Source organism: Robertkochia aurantiaca, assembly GCF_020166495.1.
Taxonomy (GTDB): domain Bacteria; phylum Bacteroidota; class Bacteroidia; order Flavobacteriales; family Flavobacteriaceae; genus Robertkochia; species Robertkochia aurantiaca.
In genome coordinates this window covers 474399-492991 of sequence record NZ_JAINZS010000002.1, presented here as the reverse complement: position 1 = coordinate 492991, position 18593 = coordinate 474399, and the positions used below count along the sequence as shown (strand labels likewise).

The following is an 18593-nucleotide window of genomic DNA, read 5'->3' as shown; positions in this document are numbered from 1 at the left end:
TTCAATTACCTGATCTGTTTAATAAAATCAGCGGTTTTTTCCGCTCCGTTTTCTGAGAGATACTTGATAAAGGCCGATCCGATGATGGCCCCCTTCGCTGTCCCGGTGGCTGCCTTGAATGTTTCAGCGTTGCTGATGCCGAAGCCAACAATCTGCGGGGAATTCAGGTTCATATCTGCGATTCTTTTGAAGTACTTCTGTTGCTCCTCTCCGAAACTGCTCTTGGCCCCTGTAACGCTGGCAGAACTCACCATGTAAATAAAACCTTCAGATTCCTGATCTATGAAACGAATGCGTTCTTCGGAAGTCTGGGGAGTGATCAGAAACATATTAAACAAACCATATTTTTTGAAAACAGGCTGGTAATTTTCGCGGTATACATCGACAGGAAGATCAGGTATGATCAGTCCGTCTATACCTGTTTCGGCACACTTCGAACAGAATTCTTCGATCCCGTACTGCAGTATGGGATTGAAATATCCCATAATGATAAGGGGAATATCGACTCGTTTGCGGATATCTCTGAGTTGTTCGAACAGTATTTTAGTGGTCATGCCGTTTTTAAGTGCCCGGGTGGAACTTTCCTGAATGGTGGGGCCGTCTGCCAGGGGATCGCTGAATGGCAGCCCGATCTCTATCATATCGACGCCACTCTCCTGCAGTTTTTCTATAATGGTGCCTGTATCGTGCAATTCGGGATAGCCCGCTGTGAAATATATGGAAAGCAGTTTCTTATCTTTTTGCAGTGTTGCGCTTATGCGGTTCATACGTATGCGAAAGTTATAGGTTGAAATAATCGATATAGGTATTAAGGTCTTTGTCGCCTCTTCCGGAAAGGTTGATCACCAGGACATCATCAGGCTTAAACTTCATATGGTTGAAGATGGCCAGGGCGTGGCTGGTTTCTATAGCCGGTATAATACCTTCGGTTTTGGCCAGTTCAAGACCTGCCTGCATGGCTTCATCATCTGTTACCGACACAAAGGTTCCCCGGCCGCTTCGATACAAATGGGCATGCATGGGTCCCACCCCGGGATAATCAAGGCCTGCAGAAATAGAATAGGGCTCGGTGATCTGTCCGTCATCTGTTTGCATTAACAGGGTCTTACATCCGTGAATGATCCCTTCTTTCCCCAGGATCGAAGTGGCGGCGCTTTCTCCTGAATCGATTCCCTTACCGGCAGCTTCAACAGCTATAATACCGACATCAGGATTATCAAGGTAGTGATAGTAGGTGCCGGCAGCATTACTGCCACCTCCGATGCAAGCGGCGACATAATCGGGATTCTCCCTGCCTTCCTGTTCTTTTAACTGCCATTTGATCTCCTCTGAAATAATGCTCTGAAACCGGGTAACCATATCCGGGTAGGGATGCGGACCGATAGCAGAACCGATAATATAATGGGTGTCTACCGGATTATTGATCCAGTCCCTGATGGCTTCATTAGTGGCGTCTTTCAGAGTTTTGCTTCCGGAGGTCGCCGGTACTACCCTGGCTCCGAGCATTTTCATTCGAGCCACATTGGGAGCTTGTCTTTTTATATCGATTTCACCCATGTAAACCACACACTCAATACCCATAAGAGCACATACTGTTGCAGTGGCAACCCCATGTTGCCCTGCTCCGGTCTCGGCGATGATACGCTTTTTCCCCAGGCGTTTGGCTAAAAGGATCTGCCCGATGGTATTATTGACCTTGTGGGCTCCGGTATGATTGAGATCTTCCCTTTTCAGATAGATGCGGCAACCGTGTTTTTCAGACAGTCTCCTGGCCAAATACAGGGGAGAGGGCCGGCCCACATAATCCCGTAACAACTGGTCGAATTCCTTTTTGAATTCGGTATCGTTCATAATTTCCAGATAGCGTTCTTTGAGTTCGGCTACATTCGGATAGAGCATTTCGGGGATATAAGCTCCTCCGAAATCTCCATAATATCCCTTATCGTCTACGTGGTAATTCATGGTCTTTTTGTATTTAGTAATTCAAGCTCGGTTTTAAATTTTTCCAGAGCATAGGGGTTTTTTAAGCCAGGTCTTATTTCGAAACGGCTGTTGACATCTACTGCCATACATTTTTCTGAAATGGGTGAATTGAAAAACGTCTTCAATTTATCAAGATTTTCATTTCCAATCCCCCCGCTGAGAAAATAGGGTTTGTCTGAAGGATATTCTTTCAGCAGTTCCCAGTCGAATTCCACCCCGTTACCGCCGGGATATTCCCCTTTGGTGTCAAACAGGAAAATATCGACCACCAGTTCATACGGCGACAATACCTTAAAATCAAAGTGCCGGCCCACACTGAATACTTTGATCAGCGGAAGGGTTTTGCCCAGTGATGATTTCAATACCTCTTTCAGTTTTTTACAATATTCCGGTGATTCATCACCATGCAATTGTATAAGGTCGAGGTTTTTTATTCGGCTTTGGTCGAGGATATATTCTGCTTCGGCATCGACAAATACGCCCACCTTTTTAACGCTAGAGGGAATTTCCGGCAGTCTTCCTTCCATATGCCTGGGGGACCTTTCATAATGAATAAAACCCATGTAATCGGGAGACAGGGCCGCTATCTCCCCGATATTCCCCGGGTCTTTCATGCCGCATATTTTCAGTGCTGGTTTCATTTCAGATCGTTTATGAATTCTGCTGCGGCCGCTCCCGGGTCGCCTGTAGCCATAAAGCGTTCACCTATTAAAAAACCGCTGAAGCCAAATGGTGTCAATTCTTTTATGGCCTCTGCGTTGCTGATGCCGCTTTCAGAAACCTTGACAAACTCATCTGGAATTTCTTTTGAAAGTTCCATACTGGTTTCCAGGCTTAGCTCGAAGGTTTTCAGGTTTCTGTTATTTACTCCCACCAGGTCGATGTAAGGGTTGAGATAGCGCTGAAGTTCCTCAAGGTTGTGAACCTCGAGCAACACATCCATCCCGAGCTCCTTGGTGAGCCTGGCGAGCTCTTCCAGATCTTTAGGATTAAGGGCTGCCGCAATTAAGAGAATGACATCAGCCCCGTAAGCTTTTGCTTCTATGACCTGGTAGGGGTCGATCATAAATTCCTTTCTAAGCAGGGGCAGGGAGGAAGAAGCCCTGGCGAGCAGCAGGTCATCCAGAGATCCGCCGAAATATTTTACGTCGGTTAGTACAGAGATACCCGCTGCACCGGCCTTTTCATAGCCTTTGCATACGTCAAAGGTGTTAAGGCTTTGATTGATTACCGATTTAGAAGGAGATCTTCTCTTATGCTCAGCTATGATACCCGTTTGCTTCGATCGGATACCGGCTGCCAGTGAGGGAGAGGTTCGGTCGAAAAGTACCGATCGCTCCAGCTGATCGGAAGGGATAAGGCTTTTTCGCAGATCCACTTCTTTTCTTTTATCAATAAGTATGTTTTCGAGTATGGTCATGGTTACTGTTTTTAACGGCTTAATTGTTGCAGTTTTTTAAGGCTTTCGAGGGCTTTCCCAGAAGCCAGTGCATCTTTGGCGGTTTGAAACGCTTCTCTTACAGGGATGCCCTTTGCGGTGGCCAGAGCCAGGGCTGCATTTGCACAGACTACATCAGACTGCTCCTTACTGCCTTTTCCTTCGAGGATGTTCATAAATATCGCTGCACTGCCTGCGACGTCATTTCCCCCGGTAATCTGTTCAGGTTTAAGGGGTGTGAGTCCGAAGTCTTCCGGACTGATCATGCTTTCATGAGTATTGCTGATGACCTTGGTCTCTCCGGTAAGCGATACTTCATCGTAGCCGTCAAGGGCATGCACGATGGCGTATTTTTTATCGGTGTTTTGATACAGGTAGCCATAAACTCTGGCAAGTTCCAGATTGAATACTCCGACTACCTGGTTCTTTGGGAATGCAGGATTGACCATTGGGCCCAGCATGTTAAAAAAGGTCTTCACGGCCAGTTCCCGTCTTATAGGTGCTACATTTTTCATAGCAGGATGAAAGAGAGGGGCGTGGAGAATACACACCCCGGCCTTGTCGAGACAACGTTTAAGGAAGTCTTCGTCGTTCGAGAATTGTATGCCCAGGTGTTCCATAACATTGCTGGATCCGCAGCGGGAGGAAACTCCGTAATTTCCGTGCTTGACCACCGGAACTCCTGCTCCTGCCGTAACAAAAGAAGCCAGGGTGGATATATTGAAGGTGTCTTTGCCATCACCACCCGTTCCGCAGAGATCGATCGTTTCGTCATTATCGAGATCGACCTGGATACAGAGATCAAGCAAGGCATCTCTGAATCCTTCCAGTTCCTCCAGGGTGACATTCCGCATCATGTAAACGGTAAGAAATGCTGCGATCTGGCTGTTGTTGTATGCGCCTTTTGAGATATTGACCAGCACCGTTCTGGCCTCCTCTTTCGAGATGGTCTCATGGTTGATCAGTCTGTTCAGTATAGCTTTCATTTATGTTTTTTTTTACAGTTGTGAGGTTTCGTTTAACCAGTTCTTCAGTATCGTCTTACCTTCGGGGGTGAGAACTGATTCTGGATGATACTGGACCCCTCTGACATTGTATTCCCTGTGTCTCAGCGACATGATCTCGCCATTTTCATCGATCGAAGTTGCGATCAATGCTTCCGGCAGGTTTCGTTCTACCACCCAGCTGTGATATCTTCCTACTTCCAGGGTTTTCGGCAGCCCTTTATAGATAGGGTCGTTATCGATAACCCTGATGGTGGTCGATACCCCGTGATATACCTCATCCAGATTCAGTATCGTTCCTCCGAAAACTTCCCCGATGGCCTGTTGCCCTAGACAGACCCCAAAAATATTCTTTTCGGCAGCATAGGTCTCGATTATGGGTTTTAGCAGGCCCGCTTCGCTGGGAATTCCCGGACCGGGAGAGAGGAGAATATGGGTAAAGGGCTTCACCTCTTCAAGGGTTAACTGATCGTTTCTCTTTACCACCACCACACAATCCAGATCTTCCAGGTAGTGTACCAGGTTGTAAGTAAAACTGTCGTAATTGTCTATAACTAATACTTTTTTCATTTCTTTTTTACTCAGGAGTGATCGGTTAAATATTTTCAGCCATCTCAAGCGCCTTGTTCAGGGCGCCCAGTTTATTATAGGTTTCCTGCAGTTCGCTTTCAGGGTCTGATTCTGAGACCAGCCCGGCCCCTGCCTGGAAGTAAAGTTTATGGTCCTTGCTCAGGAAGGTGCGAATCATAATGGCATGATTAAAATTTCCGTGGAAATCCATGAACCCTATGGCACCCCCGTAATAATTACGATTGACGGGTTCGTAGCGATCGATCAGCTGCATCGCCATATGTTTAGGTGCCCCGCTAAGGGTTCCTGCCGGGAAGGTATCGGCAACGATCTGCATGGTGTCGATGCCTTCTTTTACCCGGCCGGTGACTTTTGATACCAGATGGATCACATGAGAAAAGAACTGTACTTCACGGTAGGTTTCCACCTTTACCGTATTCCCGTTGCGGCTCAGGTCATTTCGTGCCAGATCGACCAGCATAACATGTTCGCTGTTTTCCTTTTCATCTTCAGCCAGGGCTTTCGCAGCAGCAGCGTCTTTTTCATCATTCCCGGTTCGTTTAAAGGTGCCTGCTATAGGATGGATCTCTGCCTTGTGATCTTTCACCACTAATTGCGCTTCAGGAGAGCTTCCGAAGATCTTAAAATCTCCGTAATCGAAAAAGAACAGGTAAGGGGAAGGGTTGATCGAACGTAAAGCCCTGTAAACGTTAAATTCGTCTCCCTTGAAATCCTGTGTAAACCTCCTGCTGAGTACCATCTGGAACACATCGCCGCGATGACAATGACTTTTAGCCCTTTCGACCATAAGCTTGTATTCCTCATCTTCCAGTTCTGATTTGGGGCTTCCGTTCTTTTTAAAGGGGTACGCCGTAAAATTGCGGGACTGCAGCAATCTGATTATCTCATCGATATTGTCTTCGTTGTCATAACTGTGACAAAAGACATAGGCCTCATTTTTAAAATGATTTATCGCGATAATGTTCTGATATACGGCATAGTAAACGTCAGGGATCTCTACCGAGGCTTCCTTTTTAGTGATGGTGATGTCTTCAAAATATTGTACAGCATCGTATGAGATGTAGCCGAACAAGCCATTGTAGATGAATTTAAAACCATTGGTCTCTGTTTCGAATCTGGAAGCAAAATCACTTAATATGGCCGGAGCGGTATTTTCGGTGTCTATCATCAGGCTTTCCTCACTGTCATCAGGGAATTCCATAGTCGCCCTGTGCTCTTTTATAGTAACAGAGGCAATCGGATTGAAACAGATATATGAAAAGCTGTTATCGTTGGCATGGTAATCACTGCTTTCCAGCAGAATACTATTGGGGAATTTATCCCGAATCTTGAGGTAAATACTAACCGGAGTGATAGTATCTGCCAGAATCTGTCTGTAAGTTGTCTTAAGCTGGTATGTGCTGTTCATAATCTCATAATTTTTAGGCATAAAAAAAGGCTTGTCGTGATTGACAAGCCTTTATTGATGTTTTAATCAATGGGGTGTCTGCTCACGACGTAAGACGTAAGTTAGACCACCACCAGTTATTTAGAATAGTTACTTTCATTTTCGGCTTCAAATATAGAAATCAAATTTTATAAATCATAGTCCCGAAAGCAAAAAATACCATTCATTTGCTCAGCGTGGGCTGTATTAAAATTCCAGGTCTACCACCAGGTCGAATTCATCATAGATGGTCTTATCTCCCAGGTTATCAAAAAAGCTTCCTGAACCATACTTAACTCCGTATTTGGTGCGGTCTACCTTTACATTCGCGGTGGCTTTGCTCCCATATACGGAGAGGTCAAACGTAACCGGGTGGGTCTGTTCTTTAATGGTCAGGTCTCCGGTTACCTCGTAGGCATTTTTACCCGTTTGTTTCACTGTGGTAATATCAAGAGAGGCCGTAGGGTAGTTGGCAACACCAAAAAAGTCATCAGATTTAAGGTGTCCTTCCAGCTTTCCTTTGTACTCTCCTTCGAGATCGGTAGCTATCAGAGACGTCATATCGACTACGAAATTACCGCCTGTAAGAAGTTCACCGTCAAACTGGAGTGCTCCGCTCTTTATTTGTACCGTACCTTCGTGAGATCCGGTAACTTTATAGCCTTTCCAGGTCACCTTGCTTTTGGTGGTGTCCACTTTTTTTTCTTCGATCGGATTGGTAAATGCCGAAACCGCCAGGGCCAGAACGATGGCCAGCGTTGTGCTAACTGCTTTTTTCATGATTCTTGTTACTTAATTAGGATATTTAAAGGGTTATAAAAAGTTCATCTTGTGATTTACGCACCTTGGCATAATGCTGGGTGTCGTCTTCTTCTGAGCGGTAACCAACCGTTACCATGGCTACGGCATTCAGGTTTTTTTCGTTCAGACCGAGGATCTCATTAAACTGAGCCGGTTCAAAACCTTCCATCGGACAGGCGTCTATTTTTAATGATGCTGCTGCAGATAAAAGATTTCCCAGCGCGATATATGCCTGTCTGGCTGTCCAGTTGGAACGGGTTTCCTGCGGCAGTGGTGTTATTTTAGATTTCATAAAATCTGCATATCCCTTCAGGTCTTCTGCTTTCAGATTTCTCGTGTTCACCACATTGTTGATGTAGGCATCGATCTCTTCTGCCCCGAAATCGGTGTTGTTGGCAAAAATGAAAACATGAGATGCATCGGTAACCTGACTTTGGTCCCAGGCAGCCGGTCTCAGTTTTTCTTTAAGTTCTGCATCTTCAATGATCAATACGTTATAAGGTTGCAGCCCATAAGAGGAAGCAGAAAGCCTTACCGCTTCCTTCAGAATGTTCAGGTTCTCCGCACTGATCTTTCTGGAGGCATCAAATTTTTTGGTGGCATAGCGCCATTTCAGGTCTTCGATAAAGGTTTTTTCTTTGGTATCCATGTTCAATAGTTTAAATTATCCTCTGATTTTTTCTAACAATTCATTGAAGAGATCAACTTCTTCCCGGCTCAGGCGAGCGATGGTTTCTTCGTTTATGCGATCCATCGGCTCATCGATCTGCTTAAGCAGCTCCAGACCCTTGTCGGTGATAAAAATCTCCACCTTGCGGCGGTTCTCCGCACAAATCATTCGCCTGACAAGACCTTTTGTGATGAGCTTATCTACCAGGCGTGTAGTGTTACTCATCTTACTGATCATTCGTTCCTGAATGGTGCTCAGGTTGGCAGGTTCTCCCTTTCTTCCTCTGAGTATGCGCAAAACATTAAATTGTTGTGTGGTGAGTCCAAAGGGTTTCAGAATTTCAGCCCCCCTGTCATGTATCAGGTTAGCAGTATACATCAAATTGATACTGGTCTTTCTGCCATCTGGCATGTTCTGCGATTGTATGATCTCTTCTATCTTCATTTGTATAAACAACAATTGTATATACAAATTTAATGGAAGTTTCATCATTTCCAATAGGTCTTATTGATAAATTAATGTTAAAGGAAGCTTTCTCCTAGGCTAACATTAATACATTTAAGCACTAAGAAATCGATATTCATCTATGAAAAAAATACTACTTATCACATGCTTTATCAGTGTTATGTTCGGTTGCAAAACCAAAACAGATTCTGAAAGCGACGTGATGGCATCCTTGCAAGCGACTCCCAAAGAGGTTCTTAACAGCGGTGATAAGGAGATCCCGGTCTATGACTTTGACGGTCTGGCTCCTTTGCTGCAATCACCGGGAGAAAAGACGCGTATTGTCAACTTTTGGGCCACCTGGTGTAAACCTTGTGTAGCTGAACTGCCTCATTTTGAAGAAATCGGTAAGAAATATAAGGATGCCGGTGTTGAGGTAATCCTGGTAAGCCTTGATTTTCCTTCTAAAACAGAAGAATCGTTATTGCCTTTTGTAAAGGAACACAATTTATCGAGTCAGGTGGTGCTTTTAGATGATCCCAGACAGAATGAATGGATCCCTAAGGTAGATGAAAATTGGAGTGGGGCCATTCCGGCTACTGTAATAATTAGCCAAAACGAACGTTCTTTTTATGAAAAATCATTTACCTTTAAAGAGTTAGAGGCTGAGTTGCTGAAACATACCGATAATTAACAATACAATGAAAACAGTAAAATATCTGCTTATTGGGCTTGTAGTGGTTGTCATTACCGCGTTTACCGTACAAAGAGCCTTTGATTCAGGATACCAGGTGGGCGATATGGCCGAAGATTTCCGGCTAAAAAATATAGATGGAAAAATGGTGTCTCTTTCAGATTATAAAGACGTTAAAGGATACCTAGTCGTGTTCACCTGCAACAGTTGTCCGTATGCAGTAGCTTATGAAGATCGTATAATAGCCCTTGATAAGAAGTATAAAGATCAGGGTGTGCCCGTGATCGCGATCAATCCGAATAATCCCTCGATTCAGCCTAAAGACAGTTATGAGATGATGAAGACAAGAGCGAAGGAAAAGGGATTTACTTTTCCCTATCTGATTGATGAAGATCAGGAGATCTTTCCTAAGTACGGAGCCACCCGAACCCCTCATTGCTTTTTGCTGGAGAAAACTCCCAAAGGCAATCTGGTGCGTTATATCGGTGCAGTAGACGATAATTATCAGGACGCTTCTCAGGTTAACAATGCCTATGTGGAGCAAGCTATTGACGCCATGCTTAACGGTCAAGAGATCGAGATCAAGAATACCAAGGCCATCGGCTGCTCTATCAAGGTCTAATTAAGATATTGAGTATATTTGTGATCCGGGACGGCGTTCCCGGATTTTCTGTTTAAATAAGAGATTAAAATTATGTCAGACTTAAGTCAGGAAGAATGGGCTTCACGCCTGGAAGAGGATAATAATGCGGTAGTGCTTGATGTGCGTACCGACGAGGAATTCGAAGAAGGCTACATCCCGGGTGCTCTTCAGATCGATATTTATAAAGGTCAGGGTTTTCTCGATGAGGTAGAAAAACTGGACAAATCAAAGAACTATTACGTCTATTGCCGCTCCGGCAACCGAAGCGGTCAGGCCTGTAAGCTTATGAAGCAGATGGGCTTTGAAAACGCCTATAACCTCAAAGGCGGCATGATGGAATGGGAGGGCGAAGTACAGGAGCCTGAATAACATAGAAAATATTCTATAGTTTAAAATCTTTTCATACCTTGTGATATTAATTTTTCACTGGAAGGTGCGGGAAGATTTTTTACATTTTATATGGGAGCGCATGGCCTTTAACGGTCATGAATTACATACCACCAATGGGGTGCGAATCCGGATATTCAGGCAAGGGGTATTGAATCATGATGCCGGTCCTGATTTTTTCGATGCCCGCATAGAGATCGGTGATCAGTTATGGGCCGGCAATATTGAAATTCATGACAGGTCTTCAGACTGGTTGGTTCACGGCCATCAACATGATTCAGAATATGACAATGTGATACTTCATGTGGTTTGGCAGCATAACCGGGAAATATATGACTCTTCCGGGAATATGTTGCCTGTGCTGCAGCTGCAGGATTATGTGCCTGAACCACTGCTCAAAGAGTACCGAGAGCTCTTTGAAAGGATCCCGGCATTTATCAACTGTGAAAAGCTTTTACCTGATGTTCCCTCCGGTGTGAAAAACGGTTTGCTGGAGCAAATGTCTGAGAAGCGTTTGGCAAGGAAGGCCGGGGAAGTGACAAAAAGCTTTTTCTCAGGAGACAAAGATTGGGAGGCCCTGCTCTTTAAACGCCTGCTTTATGCATTCGGATTGAAGGTCAATGCAGAAGCTTTTGCTTCTCTTGGAGAAAATCTGAACTTTCGCACCTTCAGAAAGGTTTTGCCCGATCGTAGAGATATGGAAGCGCTGCTTTATGGTACGGCTCAGATGCTTCCGGTAAATCCAAAGGAGGATTACACTTGTGAACTTTCTGAAAGGTATGCATACCTGAATCGTAAATTCTCATTGCAAAGGCCTGTGGTGATCCCTGTGAAATATATGCGTATGAGGCCTGAGAGTTTTCCCACGATCAGGATTTCACAATTTTGTGCTATTTACGCTTGCAGTCATTCTTTATTCTTCCGGCTCATTGAGAGTCGCAGATTGGAAGATGTTACCAACACATTGCAGGCAGCAGCTTCAGGCTACTGGAACGATCATTATGTTTTCGAAAGAAAAACGGAAAAGAGCCGTGAAAAACGGCTTTCACCGATGATGGCTCGGGTAGTGGTTCTCAATGCGGTCATCCCGGTCATGCTTGCTTATGGTCAGTATAAGGGAAACGGGAAAGAGCGGATGATCAAGCATTGGCTAAACCAGATGTCACCTGAAAGCAATAGCGTGATCAGGCGTTTTGCTTCTCTGAAGATGCCGGCGGGCACTGCGGCTGAATCACAGGCCTTGCTCGAACTTTACAATACCGGATGTCGGCAACAGGCCTGTTTGCAATGTAAGATAGGCACTCATTTAATTGGTTTATAATTCTATATTTGTAGTATGGATAGTGTTCAGGATCTCAGGTATTTTTTTGAAAAACACGGTTATGCGGTTTCGTCGCGCCTGGCAGATCGTATGGGTATGAAAGCTAAAAATGTACGACTGTTTTTTATCTATGCGACCTTTGCCACTTTCGGAATCTGGTTTCTGGTATACCTGATACTCGCTTTCTGGCTGAAATTAAAAGATATTATCTATACCAAACGAACTTCAGTATTTGACCTGTAGCAACTCATGTTTAAATTTTTCCGTTCCAAATTTGTGATCGCCATATCCCTCCTGTTCGCCTTGTTGCTGGCAGGAGTTTTCGGTTATCGGTTTATCGGTGGGTATAATTGGTTAGACGCGATGTACATGACTATTATCACCGTTTCCACCGTTGGGTACCGCGAGCTGATGCCTCCCGATTCAGGAACTAAGTTGTTCACGGTCATACTGGTGCTTTCTTCTTTGTTTATCATCGCATATGCCATCTCGGTGATCACCGAATACGTATTGTCAAGAAGTACATTTGAAAACATAAAATTCAGGAAGATGAAAAAGAGTGTTGAACAACTGCAGGATCATGTGATCATTTGCGGTTATGGGCGAAACGGGCAGCAGGCTGCGGTCAAACTGCGGGCCTATAAGCGGCCTTTTGTGATCGTCGAGAGGGACAGGGAGCTTATAGAAAAAGAAGAGAGGGACTTTCTGTTTATCCACGGGAATGCCAACGAAGATGAAGTACTCCTGGAGGCAGGTATCAAAAAGGCTTCCTGCCTGATCACTACCCTGCCCAATGATTCAGATAATCTCTTTGTGGTACTCTCTTCCCGTCAGTTGAACGGGAATCTGAAGATCATCAGCCGGGCTTCTCTGGAGGCAACTCAGCGGAAACTGATACTGGCGGGAGCTAATAAGACGATTATGCCCGATAAAATCGGAGGTGATCATATGGCCTCGCTGGTAGTACTTCCTGACCTGATCGAATTTATGGACCAGCTCTCGATAGAAGGTGAGAATTCGATCAATCTGGAAGAGATCGCGGTAGATGACCTGCCTGAAGATTACATCAATAAGTCGCTTGCTGACCTGGATCTGAGAAAAAAATCGGGGTGCACCGTAATCGGCTTCAAGGCGCCCGAAGGCACCTATCTGATCAACCCGGATGCAAGCACCCGATTGCTGCCTCACGCTAAATTAATGGTGCTCGGAAGACCCGAACAAATACAGAAACTCAACAATATTCTCTTTGCTGATTCCTGAATTTATTTAACCCTTTAAATTTGATTTAGAGTGCATTTTTTTTGATATTGCGCGACGGATTACAAAAAATCTAACATAAAATTAACCTAAATTACTGCTATATGAGAAATACTTTTCTCTTACTCCTTTTTTCTTTTTTCAATTTAATAAGCTTTGCTCAGGACTTACAGGTAGAGGCTTTTGTCGACAATCCTTCCAAGAGGATCAACGATGGGGTTATCGACCTTGATGTTACCGGTGGTACTCCTCCCTATCAATACAAATGGAGTAACCAGGGAACTTCCCTGAAATCTGAGATGGCTGTAGGTCTTACCGAAGGTGTTCCTCACCAGGTAACTGTGACCGATGCGGCCGGAAATAGTATAACTAAAGAATTTGAGATCGATACAGATGGTATTCCTGAAGTATTCAACAGCACCATGACGCCTGCCGTGGCAGGATTAGGTTCTGTATTATTCTGGGACCCTTTTGCCGCTGTAGGGATATATGACCCGGTGATCTATGCCGATAAGAAAATGATATCTATTCCGGGCTGGACCACTCAGACAACACTACAGTACACCCTTTCTGAGTGGCTGGTGGAAGACGGAGCTAAAGTAAAGAAAGGTCAGAAGATCGCTGTGATCACTACCGATGACGGGGAAGAGATCGTTGCTGAAGCTGAAGCTAACGGAGCCGTTGAGCACCTGGTGGCCGAGGGAGCTGTTATTTATGACGGAAAGAAGACCACCGATAAGATCGAAACCAATGCAGATGTTTTTGCCGATATCGTTTATGACGAGCCGGTGGCACTGCTGCATCCTAATGGAGATAAGCAGACCAACAGCATTCCTTTTATTGTGGTTTGGTTGATTTTTGGGGCTGCTTTCTTCACTTTCAGAATGGGCTTTATCAACGTGAGAGGTTTCAAGCATTCGCTGCAGCTGGCTCGTGGAAAATATGATGATCCTGATGCCCCTGGTAGAATTACTCACTTCCAGGCTCTTGCCACAGCTGTTTCTGCGACTGTGGGACTTGGAAATATCGCCGGGGTAGCAGTTGCGGTTTCTCTCGGAGGAGCAGGAGCAACTTTCTGGATGATCCTCGCCGGATTGCTGGGAATGTCTTCGAAATTCGTCGAGTGTACCCTGGGGGTAAAGTATCGTGATATTTTACCTGACGGGCGTGTATTCGGAGGGCCTATGAACTATCTGAGGTACGGACTGGAAAAGAGAAATCTTTCCGGACTTGGAAAAGTGCTGGCCGGATTCTTCGCTGTACTGGCGGTTGGAGCTTCCTTCGGAGGAGGGAATATGTTCCAGGCGAATCAGTCATTTGAGATCCTGAGCGGTCAGTTTCCCGGACTTGACGGAAACGGATTCTGGTTTGGAGTTATCGTTGCCGTTCTGGTTGGGGTGGTAATTATTGGAGGAATTAACAGTATCGCCAAGGTGACCGGTAAGATCGTTCCTTTTATGGCTGCGGTTTATGTACTGGGTGCTCTCGCGGTGATCTTTGTGAATATCGAAAATATCGGGCCTGCTTTCGGAGCAATCTGGGAAGGTGCTTTCAGTCCTTCTGCCTTGAAAGGGGGTATTCTGGGAGTACTGGTGGTAGGATTCCAAAGGGCTGCATTCTCAAATGAGGCAGGAGTTGGTTCGGCTGCTATTGCACACAGTGCGGCCAAAACGAATCATCCGCCTTCAGAAGGTTTTGTTGCCTTGCTTGAGCCTTTTATCGATACCGTAGTGGTGTGTACCCTTACCGCCCTCGTTCTTATCTTTACTGGTATGCATGAAGTTTCAGGAGTAGCCGGTGCAGAGCTTACTTCGAACGCTTTCGGAAGCGTGATCTCCTGGTTCCCATATGTGTTGGCAGCTGCAGTATTCCTTTTTGCTTTCTCTACGATGATTTCTTGGTCTTACTACGGGATGCGTGCATGGACCTATCTCTTCGGAAAGAGCAAAAGAACCGAGCTGATGTATAAAGTTCTGTTCCTCTTCTTCGTGATCGTGGGAGCTTCTGTAAGTCTGGGGGCCGTACTGGATTTCTCAGATATGATGATCCTGGCGATGTCGTTCCCGAATATCATCGGTCTTTATATAATGAGTGGAGAAGTGAGAAAAGATCTGAGTGAGTACTTGTCGAAACTCAAAAACAACCAGCTCTTCAAAAAAGAGCCGATTAAGAAGGCTTCTTAATACTTTTAGAAATACAAAAATGATGCGGTCCCATTTCTACTTCAATAAGCGACAGAGAAACGGGGCCGCTTTTTTATTGGTACTGATCATAGCTGTGCAGTTGGTGATATGGTATCGGCACGACTTATGGCCGCCCGGAGAACAATTGGTGCTCACACCAGAAGATTCAATAGCTCTCAAATCATATCAGCGGGAGTACGATTCAATACTTGAGTTGCGTTCAAGGCATTCCCGTGATACCATATATCCGTTTAATCCGAATTATCTGGATGATTACAAGGCTTATCTGCTTGGCCTGAACACAGCCCAGATCGACAGTCTCTTTCTTTTTATTGAACGCGGCGGCAAAATACGCTCTAAAAAACAATTCAGACAGGTGACTAATTTATCAGACAGCCTGTATAGATTGCTCGAACCCTCCATCAGGCTTCCTGAGTATTATGCCAAAGGCAGCAAGGGAGGTCGTGAAACTGCAGTGAGAACGGTATATGAAAAGGCAGATCTCAACACGGCCAGTGCCGAAGCCCTCAGGGAGGTGTATGGAATAGGAGAGGTCTTATCGGCCAGAATTGTTTCCTACCGGAAGAGTATCGGTGGTTTCGTTCATGTGAAACAGCTGGAGGATGTCTACGGGTTGAAGGAGGAGGTGATCGATGAATTGCTGACCCGCTTTGAACTGCAGTCGGTGCCTGAGATCGAGCTCTTGGATGTGAACCGGGCAGGTATTCAGGAGCTGGCTGCCCTGCCATACTTCAGTGAAGCACTGGCGGCCCGTATCGTAGCGTACAGAAGTATGGAGTTTCGCATCGAAAGTCTTGATGAATTAACAAAAATTCAAGATTTTCCTTCCGAGAAAATAGACATAATTCGACTATATTTGAGGGTTAAATAAAAATTGCTAGTATGGAGCTTGAAGTTGCCTCTCAAATGAATTTTGATTATTCTGAAACCCAGCAGATGGTGGCTGCTTCCGCAAAAGATTTTGCTGAGCAGTATATCCGTCCTCATATCATGGAATGGGATGAAAAACAGACGTTTCCCGTAGAGCTTTTCAAAAAGGCGGGAGAGTTCGGTTTTATGGGTGTGCTGGTGCCTGAGTCACTCGGAGGATCAGGTATGGGGTATCATGAATATATTGCTATTATTGAAGAGATATCTAAGGTGGATCCTTCTATCGGGCTTTCGGTTGCGGCGCATAATTCACTTTGTACAAATCACATTTTGTCTTTTGGCGACGATGAACAGAAAAAGCGATGGATACCCAAACTCGCTTCTGCTGAATGGATCGGGGCCTGGGGACTTACAGAACATAATACAGGTTCTGATGCCGGTGGAATGAATACCACTGCGGTTAAAGACGGGAACGAATGGGTGTTAAACGGCGCTAAAAATTTTATTACCCATGGTAAAAGTGGAGATATAGCGGTAGTGATCGTCCGTACGGGTGAAAAGGGAGATTCTCACGGGATGACTGCTTTTGTAGTGGAGAAAGGGACACCCGGTTTCAGCAGCGGTAAAAAGGAAGATAAACTGGGAATGCGGGCCAGTGAGACTGCTGAGCTTATTTTTCAGGATTGTCGCATACCCGACAGCAATCGCCTGGGAGAAGTGGGAGATGGCTTTATACAGTCGATGAAAATACTTGATGGAGGTCGTATTTCCATAGGAGCACTTTCGCTTGGAATCGCGAAGGGTGCCTATGAAGCCTCGTTGAAATATTCGAAGGAGCGGGAGCAGTTTGGCAAGCCAATTTCGAAATTCCAGGGAATCGCTTTCAAACTGGCCGATATGGCGACCGAGATCGAAGCCTCTGAATTGCTGCTTCACAAGGCGGCATTCGAAAAGAACGCCGGGAGAAAAATGACCACCCTTAGCGCTATGTGCAAGATGTATGCCTCTGAGGTTTGTGTGAAGGTAGCTAATGAAGCCGTTCAGATTCATGGAGGCTACGGGTATACAAAGGATTTTCCGGTTGAGAAGTTTTACCGTGATGCCAAGCTTTGTACGATAGGGGAGGGAACCACCGAAATACAGAAGCTGGTGATCTCCAGGAATATTTTAAAATAATCTCTTGTCTGATATTTAAATTTTGATATATATTTGCCGCTCGTAAAAGAAAGGAGGTGGTGAACTCATGTTAATTATACCTATTAAAGAAGGAGAAAACATCGACAGAGCGCTGAAGCGTTACAAGCGAAAATTCGATCGTACAGGAACGATGCGTCAGCTAAGAGGCAGACAGCAATTTTCAAAGCCTTCAGTTGAGCGCAGAGCGCAGATTCAAAAAGCAGCTTACGTGCAGCAACTGAGAGATCAGGAAAACCTGTAAGCCTGTCGAAATAATATAAAAGAGCCCTTGCTTGTTAAGCAGGGGCTTTTTCTTTTAAGTTACCGCCAATTTGGTTACATTTGAGTAAATCCATTCTGCATGCTGATCGATAAATTTGCAGATTACCTGAATAAGGAAAAAAACTACTCTTCGCATACGGTTACCGCTTATCGTCGTGACCTGCTTTCATTCAGCGATTTTCTTGAAGACCAGGTGCTCGGTACAGATCCCGGGGCTATATCATACGCAGAGATAAGGGGGTGGATCGTGCATTTGGTCAATACCGGTTTGGGTAACCGAAGTGTAAACCGTAAACTGTCTTCTTTAAACGCCTATTACCGCTACCTGATGAAAATTGGTGAGGTGGGCGTAAATCCGCTTTCAAAGCACAGGGCGCTGAAGACCGATAAGAAGGTTGAGGTGCCTTTTTCTGAAAAGGAGATGAACAAGGCCTTTGAGTTGCTTCCCGATGCGGTTGATTTTGAAGGAAGCAGGGATCGTCTCATAGTAGAGATGTTCTATGCGACGGGAATGCGGCGCGCCGAACTCACAGATCTGAGAATACATGATATCGACAGGGCAAATGGTTTGCTGAAGGTAAGGGGGAAGCGAAACAAGGAGCGGTTACTGCCCTTGCTGCCTTTTTTGGAGGAGACCCTGGTGACCTATTTGAAGTTCAGGGATGATGTGGAGGTGTCTGCTTCGAAAGATTATCTTTTTTTGCGAAGCAATGGGTTGCCTGTTTATGATAATTTGGTCTACCGGATCATCAATGAGTACTTTGCCCGGGTTTCAGTGAAGGTGAAAAGGAGTCCGCATATTCTGAGGCACACATTTGCTACTCATATGCTGAACAACGGGGCAGACCTGAATTCGGTGAAGGAACTTTTGGGGCACAGCAGCCTGGCTTCCACACAGGTGTATACCCACAACAGTCTGGCCGAATTAAAGAAGCAATATGGCAGTCATCCGCGAAATAAATAAATGACAGGAGCGTTTAACAAAAAGTGTAACCTTTAAATATTGAGAATATGGATGTGAATATGCAATCGGTGAACTTCAACGTGCAGCCTCAGTTGGTGCAGTTTGTTCAAAGACGGATGGATAAGATGGAAACGTTCTACGACCGGGTTATCTATTCTGATGTATACCTGAAGCTGTTGAATACCAGTGCCAAGGAAAACAAGATCGCTGAATTGAAAGTGCATGTTCCCGGTGATGAGCTGGTGGTTAAAAAACAGGGTAAGAGTTTTGAGGAAGCCATCGATAAAGCGGCTGATTCTTTGCAGCGTTTATTGACTAAGCGCAAACGCAAGATCAGGCCTTACGTATAGGGCAAAATTTTTTGAAATTTATTTTGTAAAAAGAATTATTTCTATACATTTGCAGTCCGTTAGAAATAGCGGACTTTTTTAGTGTAAA

Annotated in this window: 22 protein-coding genes; 12 read left to right on the top strand and 10 right to left on the bottom strand. The window is 45.0% G+C overall.

The window, feature by feature from the left end; genetic code table 11:
• Positions 1–5: 5 nt before the first annotated feature.
• The 10 genes from trpA to K7R10_RS04680 form a co-directional block, all read right to left on the bottom strand.
• The gene (gene trpA / locus K7R10_RS04725; protein ID WP_224483525.1) at positions 6–767 is read right to left on the bottom strand and encodes a tryptophan synthase subunit alpha; all 762 of its coding nucleotides are present in this window, start codon (positions 765–767) and stop codon (positions 6–8) included.
• Positions 768–780: 13 nt separating this feature from the next.
• Complete coding sequence (gene trpB, locus K7R10_RS04720; protein WP_224483524.1) at positions 781–1962, bottom strand: tryptophan synthase subunit beta; 1182 nt, start codon at positions 1960–1962, stop codon at positions 781–783.
• On the bottom strand, positions 1959–2624 hold the full coding sequence (locus K7R10_RS04715) for a phosphoribosylanthranilate isomerase (protein ID WP_224483523.1): 666 nt from the start codon (positions 2622–2624) through the stop codon (positions 1959–1961). Before K7R10_RS04715 ends, trpB begins: the two co-directional genes overlap by 4 nt.
• The gene (trpC, locus tag K7R10_RS04710) at positions 2621–3403 is read right to left on the bottom strand and encodes an indole-3-glycerol phosphate synthase TrpC (protein WP_224483522.1); all 783 of its coding nucleotides are present in this window, start codon (positions 3401–3403) and stop codon (positions 2621–2623) included. The genes K7R10_RS04715 and trpC overlap by 4 nt, the downstream gene beginning before the upstream one ends.
• 11 nt (positions 3404–3414) lie before the next feature.
• Positions 3415–4407, bottom strand: coding sequence for an anthranilate phosphoribosyltransferase (gene trpD / locus K7R10_RS04705; protein ID WP_224483521.1), 993 nt, complete (start codon positions 4405–4407; stop codon positions 3415–3417).
• 12 nt (positions 4408–4419) lie between these two features.
• Entirely contained in the window at positions 4420–4995 is a 576-nt protein-coding gene (locus K7R10_RS04700; protein WP_224483520.1) for an anthranilate synthase component II, read from the bottom strand.
• A gap of 25 nt (positions 4996–5020) precedes the next feature.
• The gene (locus K7R10_RS04695) at positions 5021–6424 is read right to left on the bottom strand and encodes an anthranilate synthase component I family protein (RefSeq protein WP_224483519.1); all 1404 of its coding nucleotides are present in this window, start codon (positions 6422–6424) and stop codon (positions 5021–5023) included.
• A gap of 225 nt (positions 6425–6649) precedes the next feature.
• Positions 6650–7222: a YceI family protein gene (locus tag K7R10_RS04690; RefSeq protein ID WP_224483518.1), complete on the bottom strand. Its 573-nt coding sequence runs from the start codon at positions 7220–7222 to the stop codon at positions 6650–6652.
• A gap of 25 nt (positions 7223–7247) precedes the next feature.
• Complete coding sequence (locus tag K7R10_RS04685) at positions 7248–7892, bottom strand: NAD(P)H-dependent oxidoreductase (RefSeq protein ID WP_224483517.1); 645 nt, start codon at positions 7890–7892, stop codon at positions 7248–7250.
• 15 nt (positions 7893–7907) lie between these two features.
• Positions 7908–8357 (bottom strand): MarR family winged helix-turn-helix transcriptional regulator, encoded by a 450-nt coding sequence (locus K7R10_RS04680; protein ID WP_224483644.1) that lies wholly within the window; start codon positions 8355–8357, stop codon positions 7908–7910.
• Positions 8358–8499: 142 nt separating this feature from the next.
• Here K7R10_RS04680 and K7R10_RS04675 point away from each other — a divergent pair, with 142 nt between their 5' ends.
• From K7R10_RS04675 to hpf, 12 genes are all read left to right on the top strand, one after another.
• Positions 8500–9051: a TlpA disulfide reductase family protein gene (locus K7R10_RS04675; RefSeq protein WP_224483516.1), complete on the top strand. Its 552-nt coding sequence runs from the start codon at positions 8500–8502 to the stop codon at positions 9049–9051.
• A gap of 7 nt (positions 9052–9058) precedes the next feature.
• Positions 9059–9673, top strand: coding sequence for a thioredoxin family protein (locus K7R10_RS04670; protein ID WP_224483515.1), 615 nt, complete (start codon positions 9059–9061; stop codon positions 9671–9673).
• A 72-nt stretch (positions 9674–9745) separates the two neighbouring features.
• On the top strand, positions 9746–10063 hold the full coding sequence (locus K7R10_RS04665; protein ID WP_224483514.1) for a rhodanese-like domain-containing protein: 318 nt from the start codon (positions 9746–9748) through the stop codon (positions 10061–10063).
• 40 nt (positions 10064–10103) lie between these two features.
• Positions 10104–11402 (top strand): DUF2851 family protein, encoded by a 1299-nt coding sequence (locus K7R10_RS04660; protein WP_224483513.1) that lies wholly within the window; start codon positions 10104–10106, stop codon positions 11400–11402.
• Between the two features lie 15 nt (positions 11403–11417).
• Positions 11418–11645, top strand: a complete 228-nt coding sequence (locus tag K7R10_RS04655; protein ID WP_224483512.1) for a PspC domain-containing protein — start codon at positions 11418–11420, stop codon at positions 11643–11645.
• Between the two features lie 6 nt (positions 11646–11651).
• Positions 11652–12662 (top strand): potassium channel family protein, encoded by a 1011-nt coding sequence (locus K7R10_RS04650; RefSeq protein WP_224483511.1) that lies wholly within the window; start codon positions 11652–11654, stop codon positions 12660–12662.
• 101 nt (positions 12663–12763) lie between these two features.
• A complete protein-coding gene (locus K7R10_RS04645) occupies positions 12764–14842 on the top strand; it encodes an amino acid carrier protein (protein ID WP_224483510.1) in 2079 nt (692 codons plus the stop codon).
• A 19-nt stretch (positions 14843–14861) separates the two neighbouring features.
• Positions 14862–15734 carry a ComEA family DNA-binding protein gene (locus tag K7R10_RS04640; protein ID WP_224483509.1) on the top strand — a complete coding sequence of 291 codons (873 nt, stop codon included), beginning with the start codon at positions 14862–14864 and terminating at the stop codon, positions 15732–15734.
• A gap of 35 nt (positions 15735–15769) precedes the next feature.
• A complete protein-coding gene (locus tag K7R10_RS04635; RefSeq protein WP_224483643.1) occupies positions 15770–16909 on the top strand; it encodes an acyl-CoA dehydrogenase family protein in 1140 nt (379 codons plus the stop codon).
• Positions 16910–16976: 67 nt separating this feature from the next.
• Entirely contained in the window at positions 16977–17171 is a 195-nt protein-coding gene (gene rpsU, locus K7R10_RS04630; RefSeq protein WP_224483508.1) for a 30S ribosomal protein S21, read from the top strand.
• A gap of 99 nt (positions 17172–17270) precedes the next feature.
• On the top strand, positions 17271–18155 hold the full coding sequence (locus K7R10_RS04625) for a tyrosine-type recombinase/integrase (RefSeq protein WP_224483507.1): 885 nt from the start codon (positions 17271–17273) through the stop codon (positions 18153–18155).
• Between the two features lie 47 nt (positions 18156–18202).
• Positions 18203–18505 carry a ribosome hibernation-promoting factor, HPF/YfiA family gene (gene hpf, locus K7R10_RS04620; protein ID WP_224483506.1) on the top strand — a complete coding sequence of 101 codons (303 nt, stop codon included), beginning with the start codon at positions 18203–18205 and terminating at the stop codon, positions 18503–18505.
• The last annotated feature ends 88 nt before the right edge of the window (positions 18506–18593 follow it).